We start from the raw sequence: 23996 nt of genomic DNA on the forward strand, positions 1-23996 counted from the left end.
TAAATCAAAATGAAAAATAAAATTACCTTATTATCTTCGTTATTAATCTCTTTGCTGGCTTTTGGTCAGAGCGACAAGACAATACATTCTGAAATGGATGTGTACACAAAAAAAATAGACAGTATTATTATCTCAGAAAAATCAAAGATGAATGTTGAGCTTGATCAACTTGATCAGGATTTTAAAGGGAAATCTGCGGTAGAAGAAAAGCAGAAAAGAAAAGCCGAAATTGCCGAAAAATATCAAAACAGTCTGAATGAAAAGATAGAAAATGAAAAAGCAACGCTGGAAGATTCTACAAAGGAAATGGTAAGAAATATCGTACTAAATCCTAATAAAAGAAATAGTTTTATCATTGATCCACAAAATGGTTTTATGCGTTTTTCAAATAAAAGAGTAAAACTGCCGAAAGATTATTTACATTCTATTAAACTTACGGGAAGTTTTGTATTTTCATCACTTACTTCTGGAGATAAACCATTTTCTTTTTTTAATAATGATTCCGATGTTAAGCGTCCAAGTAAAAATATGTCGGGATATACAACTTTAAGATATGAAAATCAATTAGGAAAGTTTACCAGTCCGCTTTTTTACCGCACAGGTTTAGGTTTCCGTATCGATTATTTTACGCCGGAGAATAACAAAGTATTTGCACAGGATGGAAAGAATTTATTCTTACAAAATTTTGAAAAAGGACATTTGAGAAAAACGCTAATTTACAATTCCTACATAATGATTCCGTTAGAATTGAGATGGGTTCTTAATCCTAAATATACAGATTACGAAGGTGTTAAATATATTGACAATAAGAAAACACAGTTTTATGTAATGGGTGGTTTTTATGGCGGTTTAAGAACGGGAAGTACAATTTATAATAAATATTCTACTGATTATACAAAAAAAATAGTGGAGAGAGAAAGGGTAATGGTTGGCGTAAATAATTTTATTGGAGGTGCGAAAATTGGAGTTGGCTATGGCGGGATAGCATTATTTATTCAGAAAGATTTTAATCCAACTTTTAACGATGATGCGCTTCTTAATAACAAATATGGTTTGCAAATCGGACTTGAATTTTTAAGTATTAATTTTTAAATTTACAACGTAATTAAATTAATATTAAATAATCAATATTTTTTAGCTAATAATTTTATATAAACTGAGGTTTAAGTTTTAATTATTTGATTTTAAAACATACTTAGAAAAAGTATGTTTTTTTTCGTATTTTGGCATTTTAAGAACAATGAAAAATTTACAGCTTTTAGGGTTAATCTTAGTGATTGTAGGAAGCTTTCTTCCGCTTGTTCATGTTCCTATCATCGGAAATTGGAACTATTGGCAACTCGATCATTATCTGGCAATATTTTGCTGGATATTCTGTGCCTGCGCAGTTTTCGGGATTGTAAATAACCGTTCGGTTTTAGTCAATACTTTTGCGGTATTTTTGTTAATACTTTTTGTATTTACTTTATTTGCGGTAAAATATCAGGCAGCAAGCTATTTTAGTTTTTTACCATTTAAATCTTGGACTAATGCTTTGGCAGGTACCGTAAAACTAAAATGGGGCTGGTTTATAGAGTTTTTAGGGGCTCTTATTATGCTTTTTGCTAAAAATAAGGCGAAAGCACAATAATTTTTTATCATTCAATTCAACTAAAAATTAATTAATAAAATTAAAAAAGATATGAAAGAAGTATTCATCGTTTCCGCAGTAAGAACTCCAATTGGAAGTTTTATGGGTAGTTTAGCTACAGTTCCTGCTACAAAATTAGGTGCTGCAGCAGTAAAAGGAGCATTAGATAAAATAAACCTTGACCCGAAAAACGTTCAGGAAATCTATATGGGAAATGTGCTTCAGGCAGGTGAAGGACAGGCTCCTGCAAGACAGGTTGCTTTAGGTGCAGGATTATCAAACGAAACTCCGTCTACTACAATCAATAAAGTTTGTGCTTCAGGAATGAAAGCTGTTTCAATGGCTGCACAGGCGATTAAAGCTGGTGATGCAGACGTAATCGTTGCAGGAGGTATGGAAAACATGTCTATGGTTCCTCATTATTATAATGCAAGAAATGCTACAAAATTAGGCGATGTAAAAATGCAGGACGGAATGATTCTTGACGGCCTTACAGACGTTTACAACAAAGTACACATGGGAGTTTGCGCAGAAAAATGTGCAACAGACTATAGCATTACAAGAGAAGATCAGGATAATTTTGCAATACAATCTTATACAAGATCTGCAAAAGCTTGGAGCGAAGGGAAATTCGCTGAAGAAGTTGTTCCTGTATCAATTCCACAGAGAAAAGGTGACCCAATCATTTTCGCTGAAGATGAAGAATATAAAGCAGTAAATTTCGACAGACTTCCTACACTTCCTACAGTGTTCAAAAAAGAAGAAGGAACGGTAACTGCAGCGAACGCATCTACTTTAAATGACGGTGCTTCTGCTTTAATCCTTGTTTCTAAAGAGAAAATGGAAGAATTAGGATTGACGCCTTTGGCAAAAATCGTTTCTTATGCTGATGCAGCTCACGAGCCAGAAAACTTTACCACAGCTCCGGCAAAAGCATTGCCAATCGCCCTTAAAAAGGCAGGTCTTGAGGTTTCAGATATCGATTTCTTCGAATTCAACGAAGCTTTTTCTGTAGTTGGTTTGGCAAACAATAAAATCTTAGGATTAGATGCTGCTAAAGTAAATGTAAACGGTGGAGCAGTAGCTTTAGGACATCCACTTGGAAGTTCTGGTTCAAGAATCATTGTTACTTTGATTAACGTTTTGAAGCAGAATAATGCTAAATATGGTGCTGCTGCAATCTGTAATGGTGGTGGTGGTGCTTCGGCAATCGTTATCGAAAATATATAAAATTTAGTTTTATTGTTATATTGAAACCAAAAGCATTCGTGTTTTTGGTTTTTTTATGTCTTTATTTTAAATTTTCTACTTTAAAATATTTGAACTAAAACTTGCTCCATAAGAACGATACTTTAGTAATGAAAATGATGATGGAAAGCTTAAAGCTCCGTAGGAGCGACACCTTTTTCAATGCTTTTATATTTTTAAATCACCTTTAATTTTAACAAATCAATAAAATTTCGCCTAAAAAAAATAAAAGCCTCCGAATGTTCAGCGGTTTTTCTATTTTTGTGCAACTAATTCATTTGAAAATGTCTGAAACCGAAATTCAACCTACTCAAAATATTAAAAATAATCCAAAAATCATGAAAGCCTGGGCAGTTTACGACTGGGCAAACTCTGTGTATTCTTTGGTAATTACTTCTGCGATATTCCCAATTTATTATACAATTCTTACGACGGCTTACAATAAAAAAGAATTCGTTCCGGAAGCGGGAGAAGTTCAGGAAATCCCGGTTAGAAATATGATAAAGGTTTTCGGGGAAGCGTACGAACCGGAAGCGGTTTTAAGTTTTTCGTATGCAATTTCATTCTTTTTAGTTGTGTTATTGTCTCCATTCTTATCTTCTTTGGCAGATACGATTGGGAACAAAAAATCATTTCTTCAGTTTTTCTGTTACCTGGGAGCGACATCTTGTATGGGTTTGGCGATGTTCACAGGCATGGAAAATATCTTTTTAGGACTCCTTTTTAGTATTACAGCGAGTGTTGGTTTTTGGGGGAGTTTGGTGTTTTATAATTCATTTTTACCAGATATTGCCACTCCGGATAAGCAAGATGCATTGTCTGCAAAAGGATATATTTACGGATATATTGGTTCTGTAGTTTTATTAATTATCTGTTTGGTATTGATTCAGGTGGTTGCAAAAGGACCGGATCAGGCTAAAATTTATATCAGAATAAGCTTTTTATTAACGGGAGCTTGGTGGTTTGGTTTCTCACAATATACATTCAAACATTTACCGCAGTTTGGTGATGTGAAGGATAAACTTCCTAAAGATTTAGTGCTTTTAAATTATAAAAACATCTTTAAAAAACATCAGGAGCAAGGAGGCTTTTTTGAAGTTTTAAAAGATAATATCAGTTTCTACAAAGATATTGCGAAAGAGAGTTTCAGAGAATTATACAGTGTAGGGAACAAGCTTTTTTCAGACAAAGCATTAAAGTTTTTCTTGTCTAGTTTTTTCTTTTACAGTGTAGGGATGCAGACTATATTTTTAATGGCTGTGCCTTTTGGAAGTACAGTGATTTTCCCTAAAGAAGCCGATAAATACAAATTGATTATTACCATCTTGGTTATTCAGATTATAGCGATTTTCGGAGCCTTCTTATTCTCTAAATTATCTAAAAAAATAGGGAATAAAAACGTGATTACTATTGCTGTCATTATCTGGATTATCTGTTGTTTATCTGCTTATTCATTAAACAAAGAAAACCCTAATATCCAACTGCAGTTTTACGGCTTGGCAGCTTTGATTGGTTTGGTAATGGGAGGTCTTCAGGCAATGTCTAGGTCTACTTATTCAAAACTTTTACCTGAAAATTCTATGGAAAATACGACTTATTTTAGCTTCTATGATGTGTTAGAAAAAATTGCTATCATCTGTGGAATGCTTATTTTCAGCGTATTTATTCAGAAGTTTCATAATATGCAATATGCTTTTATTTCGATGTCGGCATTTTTTGCGACGGGAGCGATTCTTATCAGATTCTTAAAAACGAAGATATAAGTTCCATAATGGCTTAAAATTTGTTAATATTCAGCAGAATAATAGTAACTTTGCATAAAGATTTTTAACACACAATGACGAACCCTTTATTTTACGCTAAAATAATCCTCTTCGGAGAGTACGGAATGATAGAAGACTCACAAGGTCTTGTAGTTCCCTACAGTTTTTATAAAGGCACGTTAAAGTTTTCAGATTCAGATTCAGATTCAGAATTTGAGAAAAAATCAAATCAGCATTTGCAAAAATATGCTGATTATCTTGAAAATTTAAGCCTTCCCGAGCAGTTCAAATTAGATGTAAACCGTCTTAAAGAAGATATTTCAAAAGGACTTTTCTTCGATTCAAACATCCCTCAAGGATATGGAGTGGGAAGTTCTGGAGCATTAGTTGCCGCTATTTTCGAAAAATATTGCTTCACAAAACACAACCCTGAAACGATTTCTAAAGACGATTTAAAAAATATAAAAGCTATTTTTGGCGAAATGGAAAGCTATTTCCATGGTAAAAGTTCAGGAATGGACCCTTTAATCTGCTACATGAATCTTCCTATTCTTATCGAAAATAGAGATAATTTAGACAAAGTAGCAATCCCAAAAGGTGAAGAAGGAAAAGGAGCAATCTTTTTAATTGACTCAGGAATTACAGGCGAAACAGGTCCGATGATTCAGATTTTCTTTGAAAAAATGAAGACCGAGGGTTTCCGTAAAACATTGAAGGAAGAGTTTATTCGTTACAATAATGCTTGTATCGATTCTTTCCTTAAAAAAGATATGAATCCATTTTTTAGAAACCTTAAAAAGCTTTCTTACTGGGCTTACGAACATTTCCGTCCGATGATTCCTGAAAGCATTTTTAACATCTGGAAAAAAGGATTAGATTCTAATGCTTATTACCTAAAACTTTGTGGAAGTGGCGGTGGGGGCTATATTTTAGGCTTTACTAAAGATTACGAAAAAGCAGAAAAAATGCTTGATGGCTTCCAGAAAGAAGTGATTTATAGATTTTAATAGATGCTGAATGAGTTCTGAAAAAGAAAGTTTCCAACAGAAAAATTTTGTTTCGAAATCTTTGTTTTACAGGTTTTCTCAGCTTGTAGGATTTCTTTTGGGAGCGAGATTTTTTGTTGCTGTCTTGCTTACTTTTGCATTGTACGTTTCTACTTTTTTCCTTTTTAATCAGGAAGAATCTTTCAGAAAATTTGTATTTGATTTCAAAGTTCACGGGATTATTTTCTGTACCGTTTTAAGTATTCTTGCCGGCGGAATCATCAATCAGTTTTATGATTTTGAAAAAGATCACATTGTAAAACCTTTCCGGACGAGAATTCAAAGCTTTATTCAACAGAAATATTTCCTCTATGTATATTTGGCTTTAACGGTCATTTCACTCGGAGTCGCAAGTTTTATCTCCTACAGAGTTTTAATTTTCTTTATTATTTATCAGTTTTTCATGTGGTTTTATAGCCATAAACTGAGTCGCATTTTAATTCTGAATAACCTAACTTTTGTTAGTTTAACTTTGTACCCATTTTTTGGAATGATGGTCTATTATCAGACTTTTTCAAAGAAGGTTTTTTTGATGGCAATTTTCTTGTTTTTGATTCTTTTATGCATTGATATTGTAAAAGATACATTGACAAAAAGTGTAGATAAAGCTTTTGGTTATACTACAATCCCAAACTATTTTAAGAGTAAAAACACTAAGATTATTCTTATTTCTTTGCTGATGATAACAATGGCGGTTTCGATGAAGCTTATTGTTAAAACTGGAATTTCAGGTTTTATGGCTTATTATTTTACTGGTGGTTTGTTTGTAATGGTTATCTGTATTTACCTTCTTTTAAACTCTTCGAGACGTACCAATTTTCTTACACTCAATATTTTACGTTTTTGGGTTTTCATAGGAATTCTTGCAATGCTGCTTAACGGAATTGAAGGTAAATTGTAGAAAAAAAGCTTTAAAAAAGCTCAGGTTATTCTTACATTTGTAGAATTAAATTTAACAAAAAGAATGCCCATTTTTAACGATACTAAAGTTGCATTTGCCGATAAAACCGATGCACAGCTGAGAAAAGCCTATTGGATGTTTAAGATGATTGAACAGCCAGCTTTGACAAGTCTTGGAACTTCTGTCCTGAATTTTACTGTTCATAATAATTTTCCATTCGTCACCGGAATTGTAAAAAACACTTTGTTTGAGCAGTTTGTAGGGGGTGAAACTCGTGAAGAAAGTATGAAAGTTGTAAAGCAGCTTTTCAAAAGAGGAGTTGGAAGTATTTTCGATTATTCGATAGAAGGGAAAGAAGAAGAAGAAGCTTTTGATGCAGTCTGTAAAGAGATTAAAGATATCGTTAGATTTTCAGTGGGAAATCCTGCCATTCCATTTATTGTTTTTAAACCTACAGCATTCGGAAGAATTGACTTGTATGAAGCGGTGGGAAAAGGTTCAGAGCTAACTTCAAGCCAAAAAGAAGAATGGCAAAGAGTCGTAAAAAGATTTGACGAAGTTTGCCAACTTTGCCATGAGAACAATAAAAAAGTAATGGTTGATGCAGAAGAAACCTGGATGCAAGATGCGGCAGACCTGCTTTGTGAAGAGATGATGGAGAAATATAATCAGGAAAAACCGATTGTTTGGAACACCATCCAAATGTACAGAACCGGCCGCCTAGAGTATATGGAGCAGAATCTTCAGAGAGCCAGAGAAAAGAATTATTTTATTGGCTATAAAATTGTTCGTGGTGCATACATGGAAAAAGAAAGAGCGAGAGCTGCAGAAAAAGGGTATGCAGATCCTATACAGCCTACAAAAGATGCTTCAGATAAAAATTATAATGCAGGAATCGATTTTGTAATGAATCATTTGGATAAAGTTTCTGCGTTTTTTGGAACTCACAACGAGATATCTTCTGAATTGGTGATGGATAAAATGAAGGCTAACGGTCTTGAAAACAGCCATCCAAATATCCATTTTGGACAGCTTTATGGGATGAGTGATAACATTACATTTTATTTGTCTGACAAAGGATATAATGCAGCAAAATATCTTCCTTATGGTCCTGTAAAAGATGTTGTTCCTTATCTTACCAGAAGAGCGAGAGAAAATACTTCGGTGGCCGGACAAACCGGAAGAGAATTAGGATTAATTAAAAAAGAATTAGATAGAAGAAAGAAATAATTTATTTTGTCATATATTGAAGAAACTTCGTTGAATACGAAGTTTTTTTTGTTATTGACTTTTTTTTGGACGTGTATCTTTTTAATAAATTATTGATTTTATTAAAAAGATATTGGTTTTGTAATATGTTTATTGTCAGTTAAATAGGTTTTAATTATATTAGTTTACCAATAAAAATTAATAATTATGAACAAAAAATTACTTTTGCTACTATTCTTTTAGCAAATTTTACAATCCCACAGACCTATAATAATGGAGGTTTAAGCACAGGAGCTACATCTAAAAGTGGAGGCGCTGCATCTACGGGATACACATGGTCTGAGCTTCAGAATAATACTGGAAATACTACAGAATCTAATATAAGTTTAGGATAAGGAGGTACGTACAGCTCTACAACAGCAAGTTTTTTTCTTGCTGATGATTTTACAATACCTGTAGGTTCTCAGTGGCAGATAAGCAGTGTTGATTTTTTTGCTTATCAGACAAGCTATACAGGAACAACTTCCCCATTCAACACGGTTAGGGTTAATATTTATAGTTCAGACCCATCTATTACAGGTGCTGTAAGTGTTTTTGGAGATGACACTACTAATAGATTTAGTTCTAGCGTAGATTCAAATATATACAGAATAGGGAATAGTATTATTCCAACTACTACTGCTGCACCATTAACAAATAGAAAGATTTGGAAAGTAACAGCAAATACTCCTGTTACTTTAGGCGCTGGTACTTATTGGATAAAATATCAGTTGCAAAATGTAGTTACTGCTAATTCAGGGTTCTTTCCGCCTGTTACGATTGCTGACAGTAGAGGATTGCCTACTTTTAATGCTAAGCAATTGGATGCAATAGGAGGTGTATGGTCATCCCCTGTAGACGGTGGAAATCCTGCGACAGCACCCGATGTACCTATAGATATGCCGTTTGTTATCACCTATACTTCTGCTACTTTAGGTACAAAGGAGGTAGTGCAATATGACAATAGAATACAGGTTTATCCTAATCCTGTAAAAGATGTTTTTAAGATCAATAATCCAGAAAAGCTTCAAATAGTTTCTGTTGAAGTGATGGATGCAACGGGTAGAGTTGTGAAAGTATTGAAAGGATCGGAAGAATATAATGTGTCAGATTTACCAAAAGGAAGTTATATTCTTAAAATTTTAAATAATGAAAGTCCTAAAATTACCAAACTTATAAAGCAGTAATTTTTATATTTATAGAGCCTGATTTTTCTGATCAGGCTTTTTTTATGGCTCAAAACTTCCAAATTTTCCATTTTCGTAGAACAAGATAATACGTTTTATCTTACTGTTTTTATTTCAAGTATTTCATCATTCGATTTTTCTGATTTTAAGAGTTGATAATTATAAAAAACAGTTGTTTTTTTTGCTTTAAAATAAAAAAACGAGAATGAATTATTGTGAAATTCCTTCAGGTTTTTCAGATAAGTAATCATTAAAAAGGTCAAATTGTCTATGATTTTAGCAGGAATAATTACGGAGATTTTGAAAGTTTTAGTTGAATAAATTGCATCAAATTGACGGGGCAAAAGTGTGTTTTCAGAGCTGAGAATTTCTAAAATAGCAGTTACTTTTTTTGCTTTAAAATAAAAAAACGAGAATGAATTATTGTGAAATTCCTTTAGATTTTTTTAGATAAATAATCTTTAAAAATTTCAAATTATCTCTGATTTTAGCAGGAATAATTATGGGTGTTTTGAAGGTTTTATAAACGAATAAATTGCATCAAAACTGTTGGGTTAAAATGTAATTTATGGGTTGGAAATTGCCGAAATAACTGTTGCTTTTTGTGTCTGAAAACTTAAAAAATGAGCTTGAATTATTGTGGAATCCCTTTGGTTTTTCAGATAAGTAATCTTTAAAAAGGTCAAATTATTTCTGATTTTTGCAGGAATAATTACGGATATTTTGAAAGTTTTTGATAAATATATTGCATCAAATCGACGGAACAAAATGTGTTTTTAAAGTTGAGAATTGCCAAAATAACAGTTGTTTTTTTTGACTTGAAAACTAAAATCCTAGCTTAAATTATTGTAATTTTCTTGTAATTTTCAGAGTAAAAAGCGCTAAAAAAAACCTTTAAAAATGTTCAATTAAATTCCGAATTTTAAGAAAAAGTACTGTTGATTTTAAACAAATTAGAGACTGAAATTGCATCAAAACTGTTGGGCTAAAATGTAATTTATGGGTTGAAAATTACCAAAATAACAGTTACTTTTTGTGTCTGAAAACTTAAATAGTGAGCTTGAATTATTGTGAAATTTCTTCAGATAAGTAATCTTTAAAAAGGTCAAATTATTTCTGATTTTAGCAGGAATAATTACGGATATTTTGAAAGTTTTAGATGAGTAAATTGAATCAAATTGACGGGACAAAAATGTATTTTCAAGGTTGAGAATTGCCAAAATAAAAGTTGTTTTTTTTGCTTAAAAAGTAAAAGTGGAGCTTAAATTCTTGTGTTTTTTCAGGGTAAATAATCCTAAAAAAGTTGAATTAAATTCTATTTCAAATACGAATTTAATGAAAAATTCAGGTTGATTTAAAAAAAAATAGAGATTAAAATTGCATCAAAACTGTTGAGTGAAAATGTAATTTATGGGTTGGGAATTGCCGAAATAACAGTTGCTTTTTTTGCTTGAGACCTACAATTTGAGCTTAAATTATTGTGAAATTCCTTCAGATTTTTCAAATAAGTAATCTTTAAAAAGGTCAATTTGTCTCAGATTTTAGCAGGAATAATTACGGATATTTTGAAAGTTTTAGATGAATAAATTGCATCAAATCGAAGGGATAAAAGTGTGTTTTCAAGGTTGAGAATTGCCAAAATAACAGTTGCTTTTTGTTTCTGAAAACTTAAAAAATGAGCATAGTTATTGTAAAATTCCTTCAGATTTTTCAGATAAATAATCTTTAAAAAGTTAAAATTATCTCTGATTTTAGCTGGAATAATTACGAATATTTTGAAGGTTTTTGATAAATAAATTGCATCAAATTGACGTGGTAAAAGTGTGTTTTAAGGTTGAGAATTCCCAAAATAACAGTTACTTTTTGTTTCTGAAAACTTAAAAAATGAGCTTAAATTATTGTGAGATTCCTTTAGATTTTTTAGATAAATAATCTTTAAAAATTTTAATTTATCTCTGATTTTAGCAGGAATAATTACGGAGATTTTAAAAGTTTTAGATGAATAAATTGCATCAAATTGAAGGGGCAAAAGTATGTTTTCAGAACTGAGAATTTCTAAAATTTCAGTTACTTTTTTTGTTTGAAAACTAAAAAGAAGCTTAAATCATTTGAAATTCCTTCATTTTTTTTCAGATAAATAATCTTTAAAAAGCTCAAATTATCTCTGATTTTAGCAGGAATAATTACGGAGATTTTGAAAGTTTTAGATGAATAAATTGCATCAAATTGACTGAACAAAAATGTGTTTTCGGGGTTGAGAATTGCCAAAATAACAGTTGTTTTCTCGTGTCTTAAAATTAAAAATGAGCTTAAATTGCTATGGTTTTTTCTCGAAATTATCAAGATAAATAATCCTTAACAAGTTCAAATTTTCTCAATTCAAATTAAGAATTTAGTAGGAATAATTACGGATATTTTGAAAGCTTTAGATGAATAAATTGCATCAAATCGAAGGAATAAAAATGTGTTTTTAGGTTTGAGAATTGCTAAAATAGCAGTTACTTTTTGTGTCTGAAAACTTAAAAATGAACATGGATTATTGTGAAATTCCTTCAGGTTTTCAGATAAATTATCTCTGATTTTAGCAGGAATAATTACGGATATTTTGAAAGTTTTTGATAAATAAATTGCATCAATTCTCAACCCTAAAAATATATTTTTAGGGTTGAGAATTGCCGAGATAACAGTTGTTTTTTTATCTGAAAACTAAAATTTGAGCTTAGATTATTGTAAAATTCCTTCAAATTTTTCAGATAAATAATCTTAAAAAAGTTCAAATTATCTCTGATTTTAGCAGGAATAATTACGGGAATTTTGAAGATTTCAGATGAATAAATTCCATCAAATTGACGGAATAAAAATGTGTTTTTAGGGTTGATGATTGCTAAAATAACAGTTGCTTTTTTGTTTGAAAATTCAAAACTGAGTTTAAATTACTATGAGTTTTTCTCGAAATTTCAAGGTAAATAATCCTTAAAACTTCAAATTATCTCTATTCAAATTAAGAATTTATTAGGATTAATTACGAAGATTTTGAAAGTTTTAGACGAATAAATTGCATCAAATTGACGGAACAAGAATGTGTTTTAAGGTTGAGAATTGCCAAAATAACAGTTACTTTTTAGTGTCTTAAAATTAAAAAATGAGCTTGAATTATTGTGAAATTCCTTCAGGTTTTTTAGGTGAATAATACTGAAAAAGTTCAAATTACCTCTATTCAAATTAAGAATTTATTAGGATTAATTACGAAGATTTTGAAAGTTTTAGATGAATAAATTGCATCAAATCGAAGGAACAAAAATGTATTTTTAGGTTTGAGAATTGCCGAGATAACAGTTGTTTTTTTATCTGGAAACTAAAATTTGAGCTTAGATTATTGTGATATTCCTTCAAATTTTTCAGATAAATAATCTTTAAAAAGTTCAAATTATCTCTGATTTTAGCAGGAATAATTACGGGAGTTTTGAAGATTTCAGATGAATAAATTCCATCAAATTGACGGAATAAAAATGTGTTTTTAGGGTTGAGGATTGCTAAAGTAACAGTTGCTTTTTTGTTTGAAAATTTAAAACTGAGTTTAAATTACTATGAGTTTTTCTCGAAATTTCAAGGTAAATAATCCTTAAAACTTCAAATTATCTCTATTCAAATTAAGAATTTATTAGGATTAATTACGAAGATTTTGAAAGTTTTAGACGAATAAATTGCATCAAATTGACGGAACAAGAATGTGTTTTAAGGTTGAGAATTGCCAAAATAACAGTTACTTTTTAGTGTCTTAAAATTAAAAAATGAGCTTGAATTATTGTGAAATTCCTTCAGGTTTTTTAGGTGAATAATACTGAAAAAGTTCAAATTACCTCTATTCAAATTAAGAATTTATTAGGATTAATTACGAAGATTTTGAAAGTTTTAGATGAATAAATTGCATCAAATCGAAGGAACAAAAATGTATTTTTAGGTTTGAGAATTGCCGAGATAACAGTTGTTTTTTTATCTGGAAACTAAAATTTGAGCTTAGATTATTGTGATATTCCTTCAAATTTTTCAGATAAATAATCTTTAAAAAGTTCAAATTATCTCTGATTTTAGCAGGAATAATTACGGGAGTTTTGAAGATTTCAGATGAATAAATTCCATCAAATTGACGGAATAAAAATGTGTTTTTAGGGTTGAGGATTGCTAAAGTAACAGTTGCTTTTTTGTTTGAAAATTTAAAACTGAGTTTAAATTACTATGAGTTTTTCTCGAAATTTCAAGGTAAATAATCCTTAAAACTTCAAATTATCTCTATTCAAATTAAGAATTTATTAGGATTAATTACGAAGATTTTGAAAGTTTTAGACGAATAAATTGCATCAAATTGACGGAACAAGAATGTGTTTTAAGGTTGAGAATTGCCAAAATAACAGTTACTTTTTAGTGTCTTAAAATTAAAAAATGAGCTTGAATTATTGTGAAATTCCTTCAGGTTTTCCAGATAAATAATCTTTAAAAAAGGTCAAATTATCTCTGATTTTAGCAAGAATAATTATGGATATTTTAAAAGTTTTAGATGAATAAATTGCATCAAATCGATGCAACAAAAGTGTGTTTTCAGAGGCGAGAATTGCCAGAATAATAGTTGTTTTTTTTGATTTGAAAACTAAAATCCGAGCTTAAATTATTGTGACATTTCTTCGTGTTTTTAATATGAATAGCCCTAAAAACCTTGAAAGAATTGGAAGAATATTATGTGTCAGAATTACCAAAAAGAAGTTTTATTTTTAAAATTTTAAATAATGAAAGTCCAAAAATTAGCAAACTGATAAAGTAGTAATTTTATATTTATAGAGCCTGATTTTTTAAATTAGGCTTTCTTATGGTTCGAAACTTTCAAATTTTCCATTTTCGTAAAATAAAATAATTCGCTTTATCTTATTTGTTTGATTATCAATTACTTGGTTTATGATTTGTTCGTTTGGTTTTCCTAATTGCTGAGAATCGAATATTTTCTCGTTTGCTTTACTTTGATACGTTTTAACGGATTCTGAAGGGCTCTCAATAATGGCCGATTCTTCAAATTCTTTGCTGCCAAAATCTTTATCGCTATTTATCATGGTAAATAAATCGGGTAGGGAAGTAGGTTTTACCTTTCCTTCCGTTACCGGTTCTTCTGTATCGGGAAGTTCAGATTTTAGCATTTCACCTTCTCCAGTAACCAACCAATCCCATAAAATTTCTGGAAAACGAGATTTTATTTTGATGATAAATTCTAGAGAAGGTTTATTTCTTCCTGATGTTATGTGAGAAATAGATGACCGTTGTACATCTACTTCATCTGCAAATTCGGAAGGAGTAAACCCCGAATATTCTATAACTTTTGAAATTCTTTCATTTAAATTCATACAAGAAGATATAAAATTGTATTTACAAATGTAAATAATAAATTTACAAAACACAAATACAAATGTAAACAGTTTTGAATTCTTAAATGTACAAAAGTAAATAGTGTTAAGTAGTTGTAAAGCAGACACTTAAAACAAATGTAAAATTTGAGCAGTTAAATTACTAAACAATGTTTCCACAATCTATTGCTGATAAGTAATACCTAAAGTAAATGAAGATGTAAGATGGATATTGTAAATTTGAAAAATAATTGTGAGTAAATTAGACTGTTAAATTTGATTTTTTAGTGATTAATAAAAAGATTTACCTTCTTTAAAGCTTTATAGAGTAGGATAGGGTCTAGATATCATTAGAAGGCAATTTTTGTAAGTGTTTCTATTGGTGAAATAGGTGTCTTTTACTATAGATACTCGCTTTTAATGATTTTTAAAAATGAATATTCTATATGCGGGTATTTATTTTTAAAGTATTGTATTAAAAGTCATATTCGAAGGTCGATTTTATCCTTATTCCGATGAATTAAACTTAAAGTTATCCGCAATTAACATTTGTATATCGTGTTAAATGTTGATTTTGTCCACAAATTATTTGTTTGAGTTAGTTTTACTCATTTTGCTAAAAATAGTAATATTCAGACTTAAAGAATGTTTAATCTATCACTACATTTAAACAATATAAATTAATGATTTTCAACTACTTAAGTGTTTCTTATTGAAATATTGCTAATCCACAATTTAACTAACAGACAAAATGACAATATCTACTGTTTAGTAATGTTACATGTGTAAATCTTATCTTTATAGCTAAAATTGTTAATTTTGAAAAATGTAAATTATTATTAATGAACTTTGAACATTTCTACATTCCAAATCCTGATTTCCCTAATCGGTATATTTCGCCTGAAAAATTATTTTCTTACTTACAGACCAATCTCAAAGATTACATTCAAGAGATTGGAAAATCTTATTTAGATAAACCTATTTATAAATTAAGTGTAGGAACGGGTAAGATTAATATTTTAGCTTGGTCGCAAATGCACGGGAACGAATCTAATGCAACGCATGCAATGCTTGACCTGTTAGTGAGTTTTGAAAATGCTCCTGAACTAAAAGAAGAATTATTCAGTAAGATAAGTTTAGATTTTATTTTTATGCTAAACCCGGATGGTTCTGAAAAATGGACGAGACTGAATGCATTGGAAATAGACCTCAATAGAGACTTTCATAATGAAGCGAGTAAAGAGATTAAATTTCTGAAGAACTTGGCGGTTTCGAAGAAATACGACTATGCACTAAATCTTCATGAGCAACGCACGATCTTTACCACCGATGGAATTCATCCGGCGACACTCTCCTTTTTGGCACCTTCAGAAAATATAGAACGAACGGTTACCGAAAACCGAAAAAAATGCATGGCGGTAATTGCGGATGTTTATAACCATTTGAAAGAATTAATTCCTAATCAGATTGGCAGATATTCTGATGAGTTCTATCCCACTTCTACAGGTGATAATTTTATAAAAGCCGGAATGCCTACCATTCTTTTTGAAGGCGGTCATTTTGTAAATGATTATCCAAGAAAGGAAACAAGAAAATATTTTACCCTTGCTTTGTATTACGCGTTAAAATCAATTAGCGAACTCAATTCTGATACCAGAGGTTGGGAAGTTTATCAAGAGATTCCAGAAAACCAGGAAACGCATTATGATGTTATTTACAGAAACGTAAAATTAAATACGGAACATGAATGTATTTTGGATATTGCTGTTCAGTACAGAGAAATTTTTGAAGAAGGTAAAGATGAAATTTCATTTATCCCTTTTGTGATAGAGGCGGGAGATGTGAAGAAAAGAAAAGGCTGGTTGGAAATTGACTGTACCGGAAAAAAATATATTTCGGATACCAAATATCCTAAACTTGAAGCAGAAGTAAATTTCAAAATAGAAGACTAAAAAAAGCGGAACAAATTGTTCCGCTTTTTGTTTTTATATTCTGTCGTGCTGAGCAAAGCTGAAGCATTTCAGGTAGATTTAGTTTACCACCTTAATTCCGTTGGCTACGAATCTAATTTCTTCTTTAGGCTGAGTAATCGCATCAATTTCTGCTTTTGGTTTTTTAGCATCTTCTGCGTAATGTTTCTGTTCGTCAATAGAAGTTACTTTTCTTTCAGCAGTTCCGTCTAGTACCACTGTTTTTCCTTTTAATGCAGTAGGAACGAAAAATGCATAATCTTTCATTTTTACGAAAAACTGAGAATTGTCTTCAGTTTGAATCGTTAACCAACATCCTTTTTTCTCGCAAACGTCTATTACTTTTCCTTTTACAGCTACGTTTTCTACTTTTTTATTTTCTTTCTTAAGTTTTTTGCCTAATTTTTCTACAGTAATTGCTTTAGACTCCACATTAGAAGCTACTGCCGAACCATAGGTGTCTCCTACAATCGCATTCCCTTCAGGTGGTCCCATTTTTTTCTTTCCCTCCTGTGCAAAAGCTAAAGTAGATATACTTACTGCTGCTAAAACTAATATTCCCTTAAATTTCATTATTAATATTTTTTTCAAAATTAACAATAAAATTTGAATGTAGAATGATTATAAACTTGATAAATAACAGGTCGTTTATAAATTGAAAACAAAAGTGCGAAATAATTGCAGATTTATTTATATTTGAATGCAATATTTGAATATGCAGAAAAAACTAAAACTTTGGGACGCCATTATGCTCGTGATGGGCTCAATGATTGGAAGCGGAATCTTTATCGTAAGCGCCGATATGATGAGAAATCTCGGCTCGGGATACTGGATGATTCTCGTCTGGGTTATCACCGGAATAATGACGGTTGCTGCAGCGATAAGCTACGGCGAGCTGTCGGCATTGTTTCCAAAAGCGGGAGGGCAATATACTTACCTTACAGAGATTTTTGGTAAAAAAATGGGCTTTCTCTACGGATGGGGATTGTTTACCGTTATTCAGACCGGAACCATTGCTGCCGTTGCTATGGCATTCGGGAAATTCACAGCCTATCTTGTTCCGGAACTAAATAATGCAGCTCCGATATTTCAGAGCGGAACATTTCAGATTACCTGGATTCAGATTTTAGCAATCGCCGTCATTATTCTGCTTACCTACATCAATACACGAGGGGTAGAAAGTGGAAAGATGCTTCAAAATGTTTTTACTGGGTCTAAAATTTTGGCATTGCTGGGTTTGATAGCTTTGGGATTCATCTTGGTCGACGTTTCTCATTTGGCTGAAAACTTTAGCTTAGGAACAGATGCTTTTAACAATTTGAAACAAGATGCCAAAGGAGTCTTTTTACAGTCGGGTTGGGAGCCAATATCCGGAATGACTTTAATGGGCGGAATTGCCGCTGCTATGGTAGGCTCGGTATTCAGTTCGGTAGCTTGGGAAAGTGTAACTTTTGTTTCAGGTGAAATCGAAAACCCGAAAAAGAATGTTGTAAAAGCTATGATTCTGGGTACTTCAGCGGTAATGCTTTTGTATATTGCGGTCAATTTTGTTTACATCAATGCGCTAGACAGAGATTCAATTGCGTTTGCAACAAATGATAGAGTCGCAGTTGCTGCTTCACAGAATATTTTTGGAAGTGCAGGAACGGTGATTATTGCGGTCTTGGTGATGGTTTCTACCTTCGGATGCAATAACGGATTAATTTTAGCGGGGTCAAGAGTTTTCCAGACCATGGCAAAAGACGGATTGTTCTTTAAATCTGCTGTTGACAATAATAAAAATCAGGTTCCGGGAAATGCACTTTGGATGCAGGGGATTTGGGCATCACTTCTTTGTTTGAGCGGACAATACGGAAATCTCTTAGACATGATTTCATTTGTCATTGTATTGTTTTACATGATTACCGTTTTCGGAGTAATTTACTTAAGAATTAAACAGCCCAATCTCGAAAGACCTTACAAGGCATGGTTATATCCGGTTACCCCGATTATTTATCTGCTTATCGGAACCGCCTTTTGTGTGTTGCTATTAATTTACAAACAACAATACACATGGCCAGGATTTTTGATTGTTCTTCTCGGACTTCCCGTTTATTATCTCATCAATAAAAATAAAAAAACAGATTAATATTTTTTTAGGAGCTTTTTCCCGCTTTCACTACTCGCTTTTTTGTTGATTTTGCAGCAGCAGTTTTGCCTTCACCGAAAAATCAACAAAAAGAGCTCAAACAGACCGTTCAATCGGGGCTATTGATAAATTCAGTTACTAGTTAGGAAAAACAATTAAGATTGAATAAAAGCTCTTAAAAACACTTGTATTATTGGAGCAAGCAAGTTGAAGAAACAGCCCTCATCTGAATAGTGAAGTTTTTATAAAAAAAACCGTGTCAAGTTTTAAATCTTGACACGGTTTTTTTATGACACAAAGCTTGATTTTCGTAAATCTAGTTTTTAAGGAGCAAATACAAATCAATAAATCCTTCACTTTATTCAAGCTTCATCAGCGACTCTGTCGCCATTCTTTGCTCCTTAAAATATTAAGCTTAAAAATAAAAATCTTTGCGTGATAAAAAAATGCTCAATTTCCTATTTCGAACTCAAGTTATTTACAGAAAAAATCTTAATTCTGTTTTTGAGAAGCCAAGACAAATCAATAAATTACTTTTTATAAATTATTCAGTTTACTCAAGCATCATCAGCGACTCTGTCGCCATTCTTTACTCCTTAAAATATTAAGCTTAAAAATTAAAATCTTTGCGTGAAAAAAAATGCTCAATTTCCTATTTCGAACTCAGGCTAATTATAGAAAAAATCTTAATTCTGATTTTGAGAAACAATGCAAACGCAGTATCAAAAAATCTCTCCAACAATTTCGTAAATTTAGTTTTTAAGGAGCGAATAGAAATCAATAAATCCTTCAGTTCATTCAAGCTTCATCAGCGACTCTGTCACCATTCTTTGCTCCTTAAAATATTAAGCTTAAAAATTAAAACCTTTGCGTGATAAAAAAATCTTCAATTTCTTATTTCGAGCTCAGGCTAATTATAGAAAAAATCTTAATTCTGTTTTTGAGAAACAAAGCAAATGCAGTATCAAAAAATCTCTCCAACAATTTCGTAAATTTCGTTTTTAAGGAGCAAATACAAATCAATAAATCATTCACTTTATTCAAGCTTCATCAGCGACTTTGTCGCCATTCTTTGCTCCTTAAAATATTAAGCTTAAAAATTAAAATCTTTGCGTGATAAAAAATGCTCAATTTATTATTTCTAACTCAGGCTAATTATAGAAAAATCTTAATTCTGTTTTTGAGAAGCAAAGCAAACGCAGTATCAAAAAATCTCTCCAACAATTTCGTAAATCTAGTTTTTAAGGAGCAAATACAAATCAATAAATCATTCACTTTATTCAAGCTTCATCAGCGACTCTGTCGCCATTCTTTGCTCCTTAAAATATTAAGCTTAAAAATTAAAACCTTTGCGTGATAAAAAATGCTCAATTTCTTATTTCGAACTTAAGTTAATTAGAGAAAAATCTTAATTCTTATTTTGAGAAGCAAAGGCAAATTAATAAATCATTCAGTTTATTCAAACTTCATCAGCGACTCTGTCGCCATTCTTTGCTCCTTAAAATATTAGGTTTAAAAATAAAAAACTTTGCGTGATAAAAAAATGCTCAATTTCTTATTTCGAACTCAAGTTAATTAGAAAAAATCTTAATTCTTATTTTGAGAAGCAAAGGCAAATTAATAAATCATTCAGTTTATTCAAGCTTCATCAGCGACTCTGTCGCCATTCTTTGCTCCCTAAAAATATTAGGTTTAAAAATTTAAACCTTTGCGTGATAAAAAAATCTTCAATTTCTTATTTCGAACTCAAATTAATTAGAAAAAATCTTAATTCAGTTTTTGAGAAACAATACAAACTCAATATCAAAGATTTTTCTCCAACAATTTTAAGATTCCATAAGGCATTATTTCTCAAAAATGATTAATTTGGTATTTCGTTTAAAATAACACCAAAGAGAAATAACAAAATATCACGTATGGACACACCAAATTACAGAATGCCTTTTGTACCATCTACACTCATGTCCGAAGGTGGAAGTATCGATACCTGCGACATGGGCGAGAGCATAGCTCACAACATTATGCTTTTAATCACAACAAAAAAAGGAGAAAACAGATATGATGACAACTACGGAAACGATGTTTGGAATCTGGAATTCGATAACGGCGTAACATCAGCGGTTTGGGAAAATGTATTTATCAAAAGTCTTAAAAGACAAATTTTACAATACGAACCCCGAATTGTACAGCCACAGATTGATGCTCACATAAATTTTGTAGAGCATAACTATGATACCAAAGAGCACACGGAAATCAAGAAAAAAGTAAAAATAGGAATCAATGCAAAAATGGAAGCTACAGGCGAGCGTTTCAGTTTTTCTACCGAGCTTTTTCTAAGCCCGATGTCTATCGACTAAATATGTATTTGTAATAAAATTTTTATGAATTTAAATCAGAATATTTATTCCAAAGAATCCGTAAAAGCGAGAATGCTTCAGAATGCTACAAAAGTTTGGGGACTAAAAAGCCCACAGTCACTAGACCCTTTTGTGAAATTATTGATTGATGCATTTAGCACCGAAGTTTTTAAAGCGAATAATGAAATTCAAACCGTTAATGCAAGAATTTTAGAGAAACTTGCAAAGCTATTAACACCTTCAATTTATACACATCCAATTCCGGCTCATGCTTTGGCGTACACTGCACCGTATGAATCTTCAGAAATATTATTGGAACATACCGAATTTTTTTTCAGGAAGCATATGAATTCCACTATAAAATCAGAATCAGACAAACAACTGAACATTCCTTTTACACCAGTGGGAAGCGTAAGAACAAACAAAGCGCAGACCGCAATTATGTTTGTGGGGAATACATGTTACAGTGTAGATGAAAGACTAAATAAAATTCCAATCTCAAGATTCCAGGGAAGACCCGAAGATTACAGAAAAGTAACCATCGGAATTGATGTTTCAAAATTTACGAATGAAAGGTTTCCGAAAACATTAAGTCTTTACTGTTCAAATCCAGCTTTTGAACATCTTGATTTTGTGTACAAGCTTTTACCGTACTGTACGGTTTCAAGCAACGGAAATCCTCTGTTCATCAAAGAAGGGATATCTTATGTGAAAAATAATGAAGCAGAAGGGTACGAACAGTTATTTCACGAGCAATCGATACGAACAAAAATTGTGGATGATATTAAAAGCATCTACAGTCATAAATTTGTTGAAGTTACCGGTCTTTCAAGAGAACTTTTCACTAAAGACCTTCCACAGGATTTAGAATTTTTAAAAGGAAGAGAAGAAATTGAAAAATATCTGAATGGAAAAGAATATTTGTGGCTTACTTTTGAATTTCCGCCACAATTTTCAGCAGAAATATTAGATAATTTTACTTTTGTTTTAAATGCTTTTCCTGTATACAATCGTGGTTGGAAAAAAACAGAGTACAGTTTAGATATCATGGGGAATAATATTCCATTGATTACAGAAGAGGCTGAACATTTCTTATATGTAGATGAGGTTCAGGATGGGGATGGACGAAAATATACCGAAATTCCTTTTACGCCTTCAGATAATCTTAAAAAAGGGTTATACACCGTAAGAAAAGGTGGAATGGAACGTTTCAACAACAGAAATGCTGTAGACATGATTTCTAATGTTCTTGAACTGACAAGAGATGAGATTGCGGCATTTTCATTATTAAATCGAGATAATGTAAAAGGAATGCTGGGCGAAATGTCTGATAAGATGAAATCGATGGTACAGAAAGTAAACAACGCCAAAAGAAACATCAGACAAGAACTCAACTACGTCATCATGGAGCCTGTAGAAAAAACTGACCATACTTATGCTTCATTTTGGATTACGCATTGCACTTTTGCCAATCATATGCGTCCCGGAACTGAACTTTCAAACCAGTTAAAATCACAATCGATGATTTTATTGACAGAAACAATCGGTGGTGCCGAAGAGCAGAAAGGTTCAGACAGTATTCAGGCTTATAAATATGCCTTAACGACTAGAGATAAAATCATTTCTCTGGAAGATGTAAAAAATTATTGCCGAATGGTCTTAAAAGATGAACTGAAAGATGTTCGTGTAAAACGCGGAACCATGATTAGCAATAAACCAAAAGAAGGTTTTGTAAGAACAGTAGAAATAGAAATCATACCTAATAATTATTCTTTCTACGGAAGAATGTATTGGGAAAACATGGCTAATATTCTGCGAAACCAAATTGTAGCAAAAGCAATCGATGGAATAGAGTATATCGTGAAAGTAAGCAATGAAGACACCGATTTTTTTGAAAATTAATTAAATACCAAAATATAAAATATGAAAAAAGTAATGATGGTTGCACTGGCTTTGTCGTTGAGTGCGGCAAGTGTAAGTTGTAAAAAAGGAATGGATAAAATAGGGAATGCCGTTCTGAAAGCTGGAGAAAATGAATCGCAGGCAATAATTGATTTTAATAATGACTTTTTAGATTCTTACAAAAGCTCTTCTAGATATATTGAAAATATTGTAAAGTATGCCGAAGCAGCCGTTAAAAAATCTAAAGGCGAAACCGTGTACAGCATGCCGGTGGTAATTAGCTCTATGGATTCTGCGCTGAGTAAAATAAAAGAAGTTCCGTCTGGTTTTGAAAAAGATAAAACCCTTGTAGAAGCAGATTTCAATACTTATAAAGCAAAGAAAGAAAGTATCGCAAAAACGTTTGAACAACTAAAATCATATATCACTTCCGAAGATTATAAAGATGACAAAGGCGTAAAAGCTGAAGCGATGAAAAAAGCTATTGATGCCGACGCGCAAGCATTTTTTACTTCCGGAGAAAATATTTTAACGAAAATAAAACCAGCAACCGATGCAGCAGAAGAAGTCATTTTGAAAGATCATCCGATGAAAGAGTTTATTGTTTCGTCTAAATCTTTGATGAGCTCAATGGATTCTGTGATGGATGTTTTAGATAAACAATATGCGGGAAGCTTCAATGAAGCCGAGGCGCAGAAAAAATATGACGAGTTTGAAAAAATAGTCGAAATCAATTCTAAAAAAGTCTTCAATGTAAAAGAACAGCAATACGCTTACAAAAAAACTCAGCTTGAAACACTGAATAATAAAGCATCAGACTTCTTAGATAAATACAGAAAACTAATCAGAGATTCAAAATCTGCAGGAAAAATTCCAGATAGTAATATCAATGAAATGGATTCTGCTTACGAATCTGTATTGAATTCTTACAATTCATTTGTAAAATAAAATTAATTTTAGATAAATTGAGATTACCGATGGAATTTTTTCATCGGTATTTTTTGTTTAGTATAAATTTCAATTACAGGCTTTAGTAATATATCTTGTTTTTCTTTCTTAAATGAAATGCCTTTGTTTAACTTAATTTTAAAGCAGCTATTCTAAAAAACTTTGTCTGCCTTTGCCGTTATTAAGCATAAAGAACTATTTTCAATAAACAATAAAATAATTTTATAAAATCTAAATTAAAAGAGAATATATTTTCAATTTTACAGATTTTAAACTAACAT

Annotated in this window: 15 protein-coding genes; 13 read left to right on the forward strand and 2 right to left on the reverse strand. The window is 31.5% G+C overall.

Translation table 11 applies throughout. The features are described 5' to 3' along the window. Positions 1-9: 9 nt before the first annotated feature. From LO744_RS09260 to LO744_RS09295, 8 genes are all read left to right on the forward strand, one after another. Positions 10-1092, forward strand: a complete 1083-nt coding sequence (locus LO744_RS09260; RefSeq protein ID WP_230668797.1) for a hypothetical protein — start codon at positions 10-12, stop codon at positions 1090-1092. Positions 1093-1240: 148 nt separating this feature from the next. Then, a complete protein-coding gene (locus LO744_RS09265) occupies positions 1241-1630 on the forward strand; it encodes a hypothetical protein (RefSeq protein WP_230668798.1) in 390 nt (129 codons plus the stop codon). Positions 1631-1681: 51 nt separating this feature from the next. Continuing rightward, positions 1682-2860: an acetyl-CoA C-acyltransferase gene (locus LO744_RS09270; protein WP_230668799.1), complete on the forward strand. Its 1179-nt coding sequence runs from the start codon at positions 1682-1684 to the stop codon at positions 2858-2860. Between the two features lie 302 nt (positions 2861-3162). Beyond that, complete coding sequence (locus tag LO744_RS09275; protein WP_230668800.1) at positions 3163-4641, forward strand: MFS transporter; 1479 nt, start codon at positions 3163-3165, stop codon at positions 4639-4641. A 74-nt stretch (positions 4642-4715) separates the two neighbouring features. Then, complete coding sequence (locus LO744_RS09280; RefSeq protein ID WP_230668801.1) at positions 4716-5648, forward strand: mevalonate kinase family protein; 933 nt, start codon at positions 4716-4718, stop codon at positions 5646-5648. 10 nt (positions 5649-5658) lie between these two features. Beyond that, a complete protein-coding gene (locus LO744_RS09285; protein ID WP_230668802.1) occupies positions 5659-6588 on the forward strand; it encodes a UbiA family prenyltransferase in 930 nt (309 codons plus the stop codon). Between the two features lie 63 nt (positions 6589-6651). Further along, entirely contained in the window at positions 6652-7818 is a 1167-nt protein-coding gene (locus LO744_RS09290; protein WP_230668803.1) for a proline dehydrogenase family protein, read from the forward strand. A 749-nt stretch (positions 7819-8567) separates the two neighbouring features. Beyond that, positions 8568-9023 (forward strand): T9SS type A sorting domain-containing protein, encoded by a 456-nt coding sequence (locus LO744_RS09295; RefSeq protein ID WP_230668804.1) that lies wholly within the window; start codon positions 8568-8570, stop codon positions 9021-9023. A gap of 4859 nt (positions 9024-13882) precedes the next feature. Here the strand turns inward: LO744_RS09295 and LO744_RS09300 are convergent. Beyond that, the gene (locus tag LO744_RS09300) at positions 13883-14410 is read right to left on the reverse strand and encodes a helix-turn-helix domain-containing protein (protein WP_230668805.1); all 528 of its coding nucleotides are present in this window, start codon (positions 14408-14410) and stop codon (positions 13883-13885) included. Positions 14411-15252: 842 nt separating this feature from the next. Between LO744_RS09300 and LO744_RS09305 the strand changes: the two genes are divergently transcribed. Continuing rightward, positions 15253-16362, forward strand: coding sequence for a M14 family zinc carboxypeptidase (locus tag LO744_RS09305; RefSeq protein WP_230668806.1), 1110 nt, complete (start codon positions 15253-15255; stop codon positions 16360-16362). Positions 16363-16440: 78 nt separating this feature from the next. Here LO744_RS09305 and LO744_RS09310 read toward each other — a convergent pair whose 3' ends face one another. After that, positions 16441-16953 (reverse strand): DUF4920 domain-containing protein, encoded by a 513-nt coding sequence (locus LO744_RS09310; protein ID WP_230668808.1) that lies wholly within the window; start codon positions 16951-16953, stop codon positions 16441-16443. Positions 16954-17095: 142 nt separating this feature from the next. Between LO744_RS09310 and LO744_RS09315 the strand changes: the two genes are divergently transcribed. The 4 genes from LO744_RS09315 to LO744_RS09330 all read left to right on the forward strand — a co-directional run bounded on the left by LO744_RS09315 (position 17096) and on the right by LO744_RS09330 (position 23715). Beyond that, complete coding sequence (locus LO744_RS09315) at positions 17096-18508, forward strand: APC family permease (protein ID WP_230668810.1); 1413 nt, start codon at positions 17096-17098, stop codon at positions 18506-18508. Between the two features lie 1916 nt (positions 18509-20424). Then, positions 20425-20865, forward strand: coding sequence for a GPW/gp25 family protein (locus LO744_RS09320; protein ID WP_230668812.1), 441 nt, complete (start codon positions 20425-20427; stop codon positions 20863-20865). A gap of 24 nt (positions 20866-20889) precedes the next feature. Then, positions 20890-22767 (forward strand): type VI secretion system baseplate subunit TssF, encoded by a 1878-nt coding sequence (locus LO744_RS09325; RefSeq protein ID WP_230668814.1) that lies wholly within the window; start codon positions 20890-20892, stop codon positions 22765-22767. 21 nt (positions 22768-22788) lie between these two features. Then, entirely contained in the window at positions 22789-23715 is a 927-nt protein-coding gene (locus tag LO744_RS09330) for a DUF3829 domain-containing protein (protein WP_230668816.1), read from the forward strand. Positions 23716-23996: the final 281 nt, after the last annotated feature.

Origin of the sequence: Chryseobacterium turcicum (assembly GCF_021010565.1) — a bacterium.
In the GTDB taxonomy this organism is placed as follows: domain Bacteria; phylum Bacteroidota; class Bacteroidia; order Flavobacteriales; family Weeksellaceae; genus Chryseobacterium; species Chryseobacterium turcicum.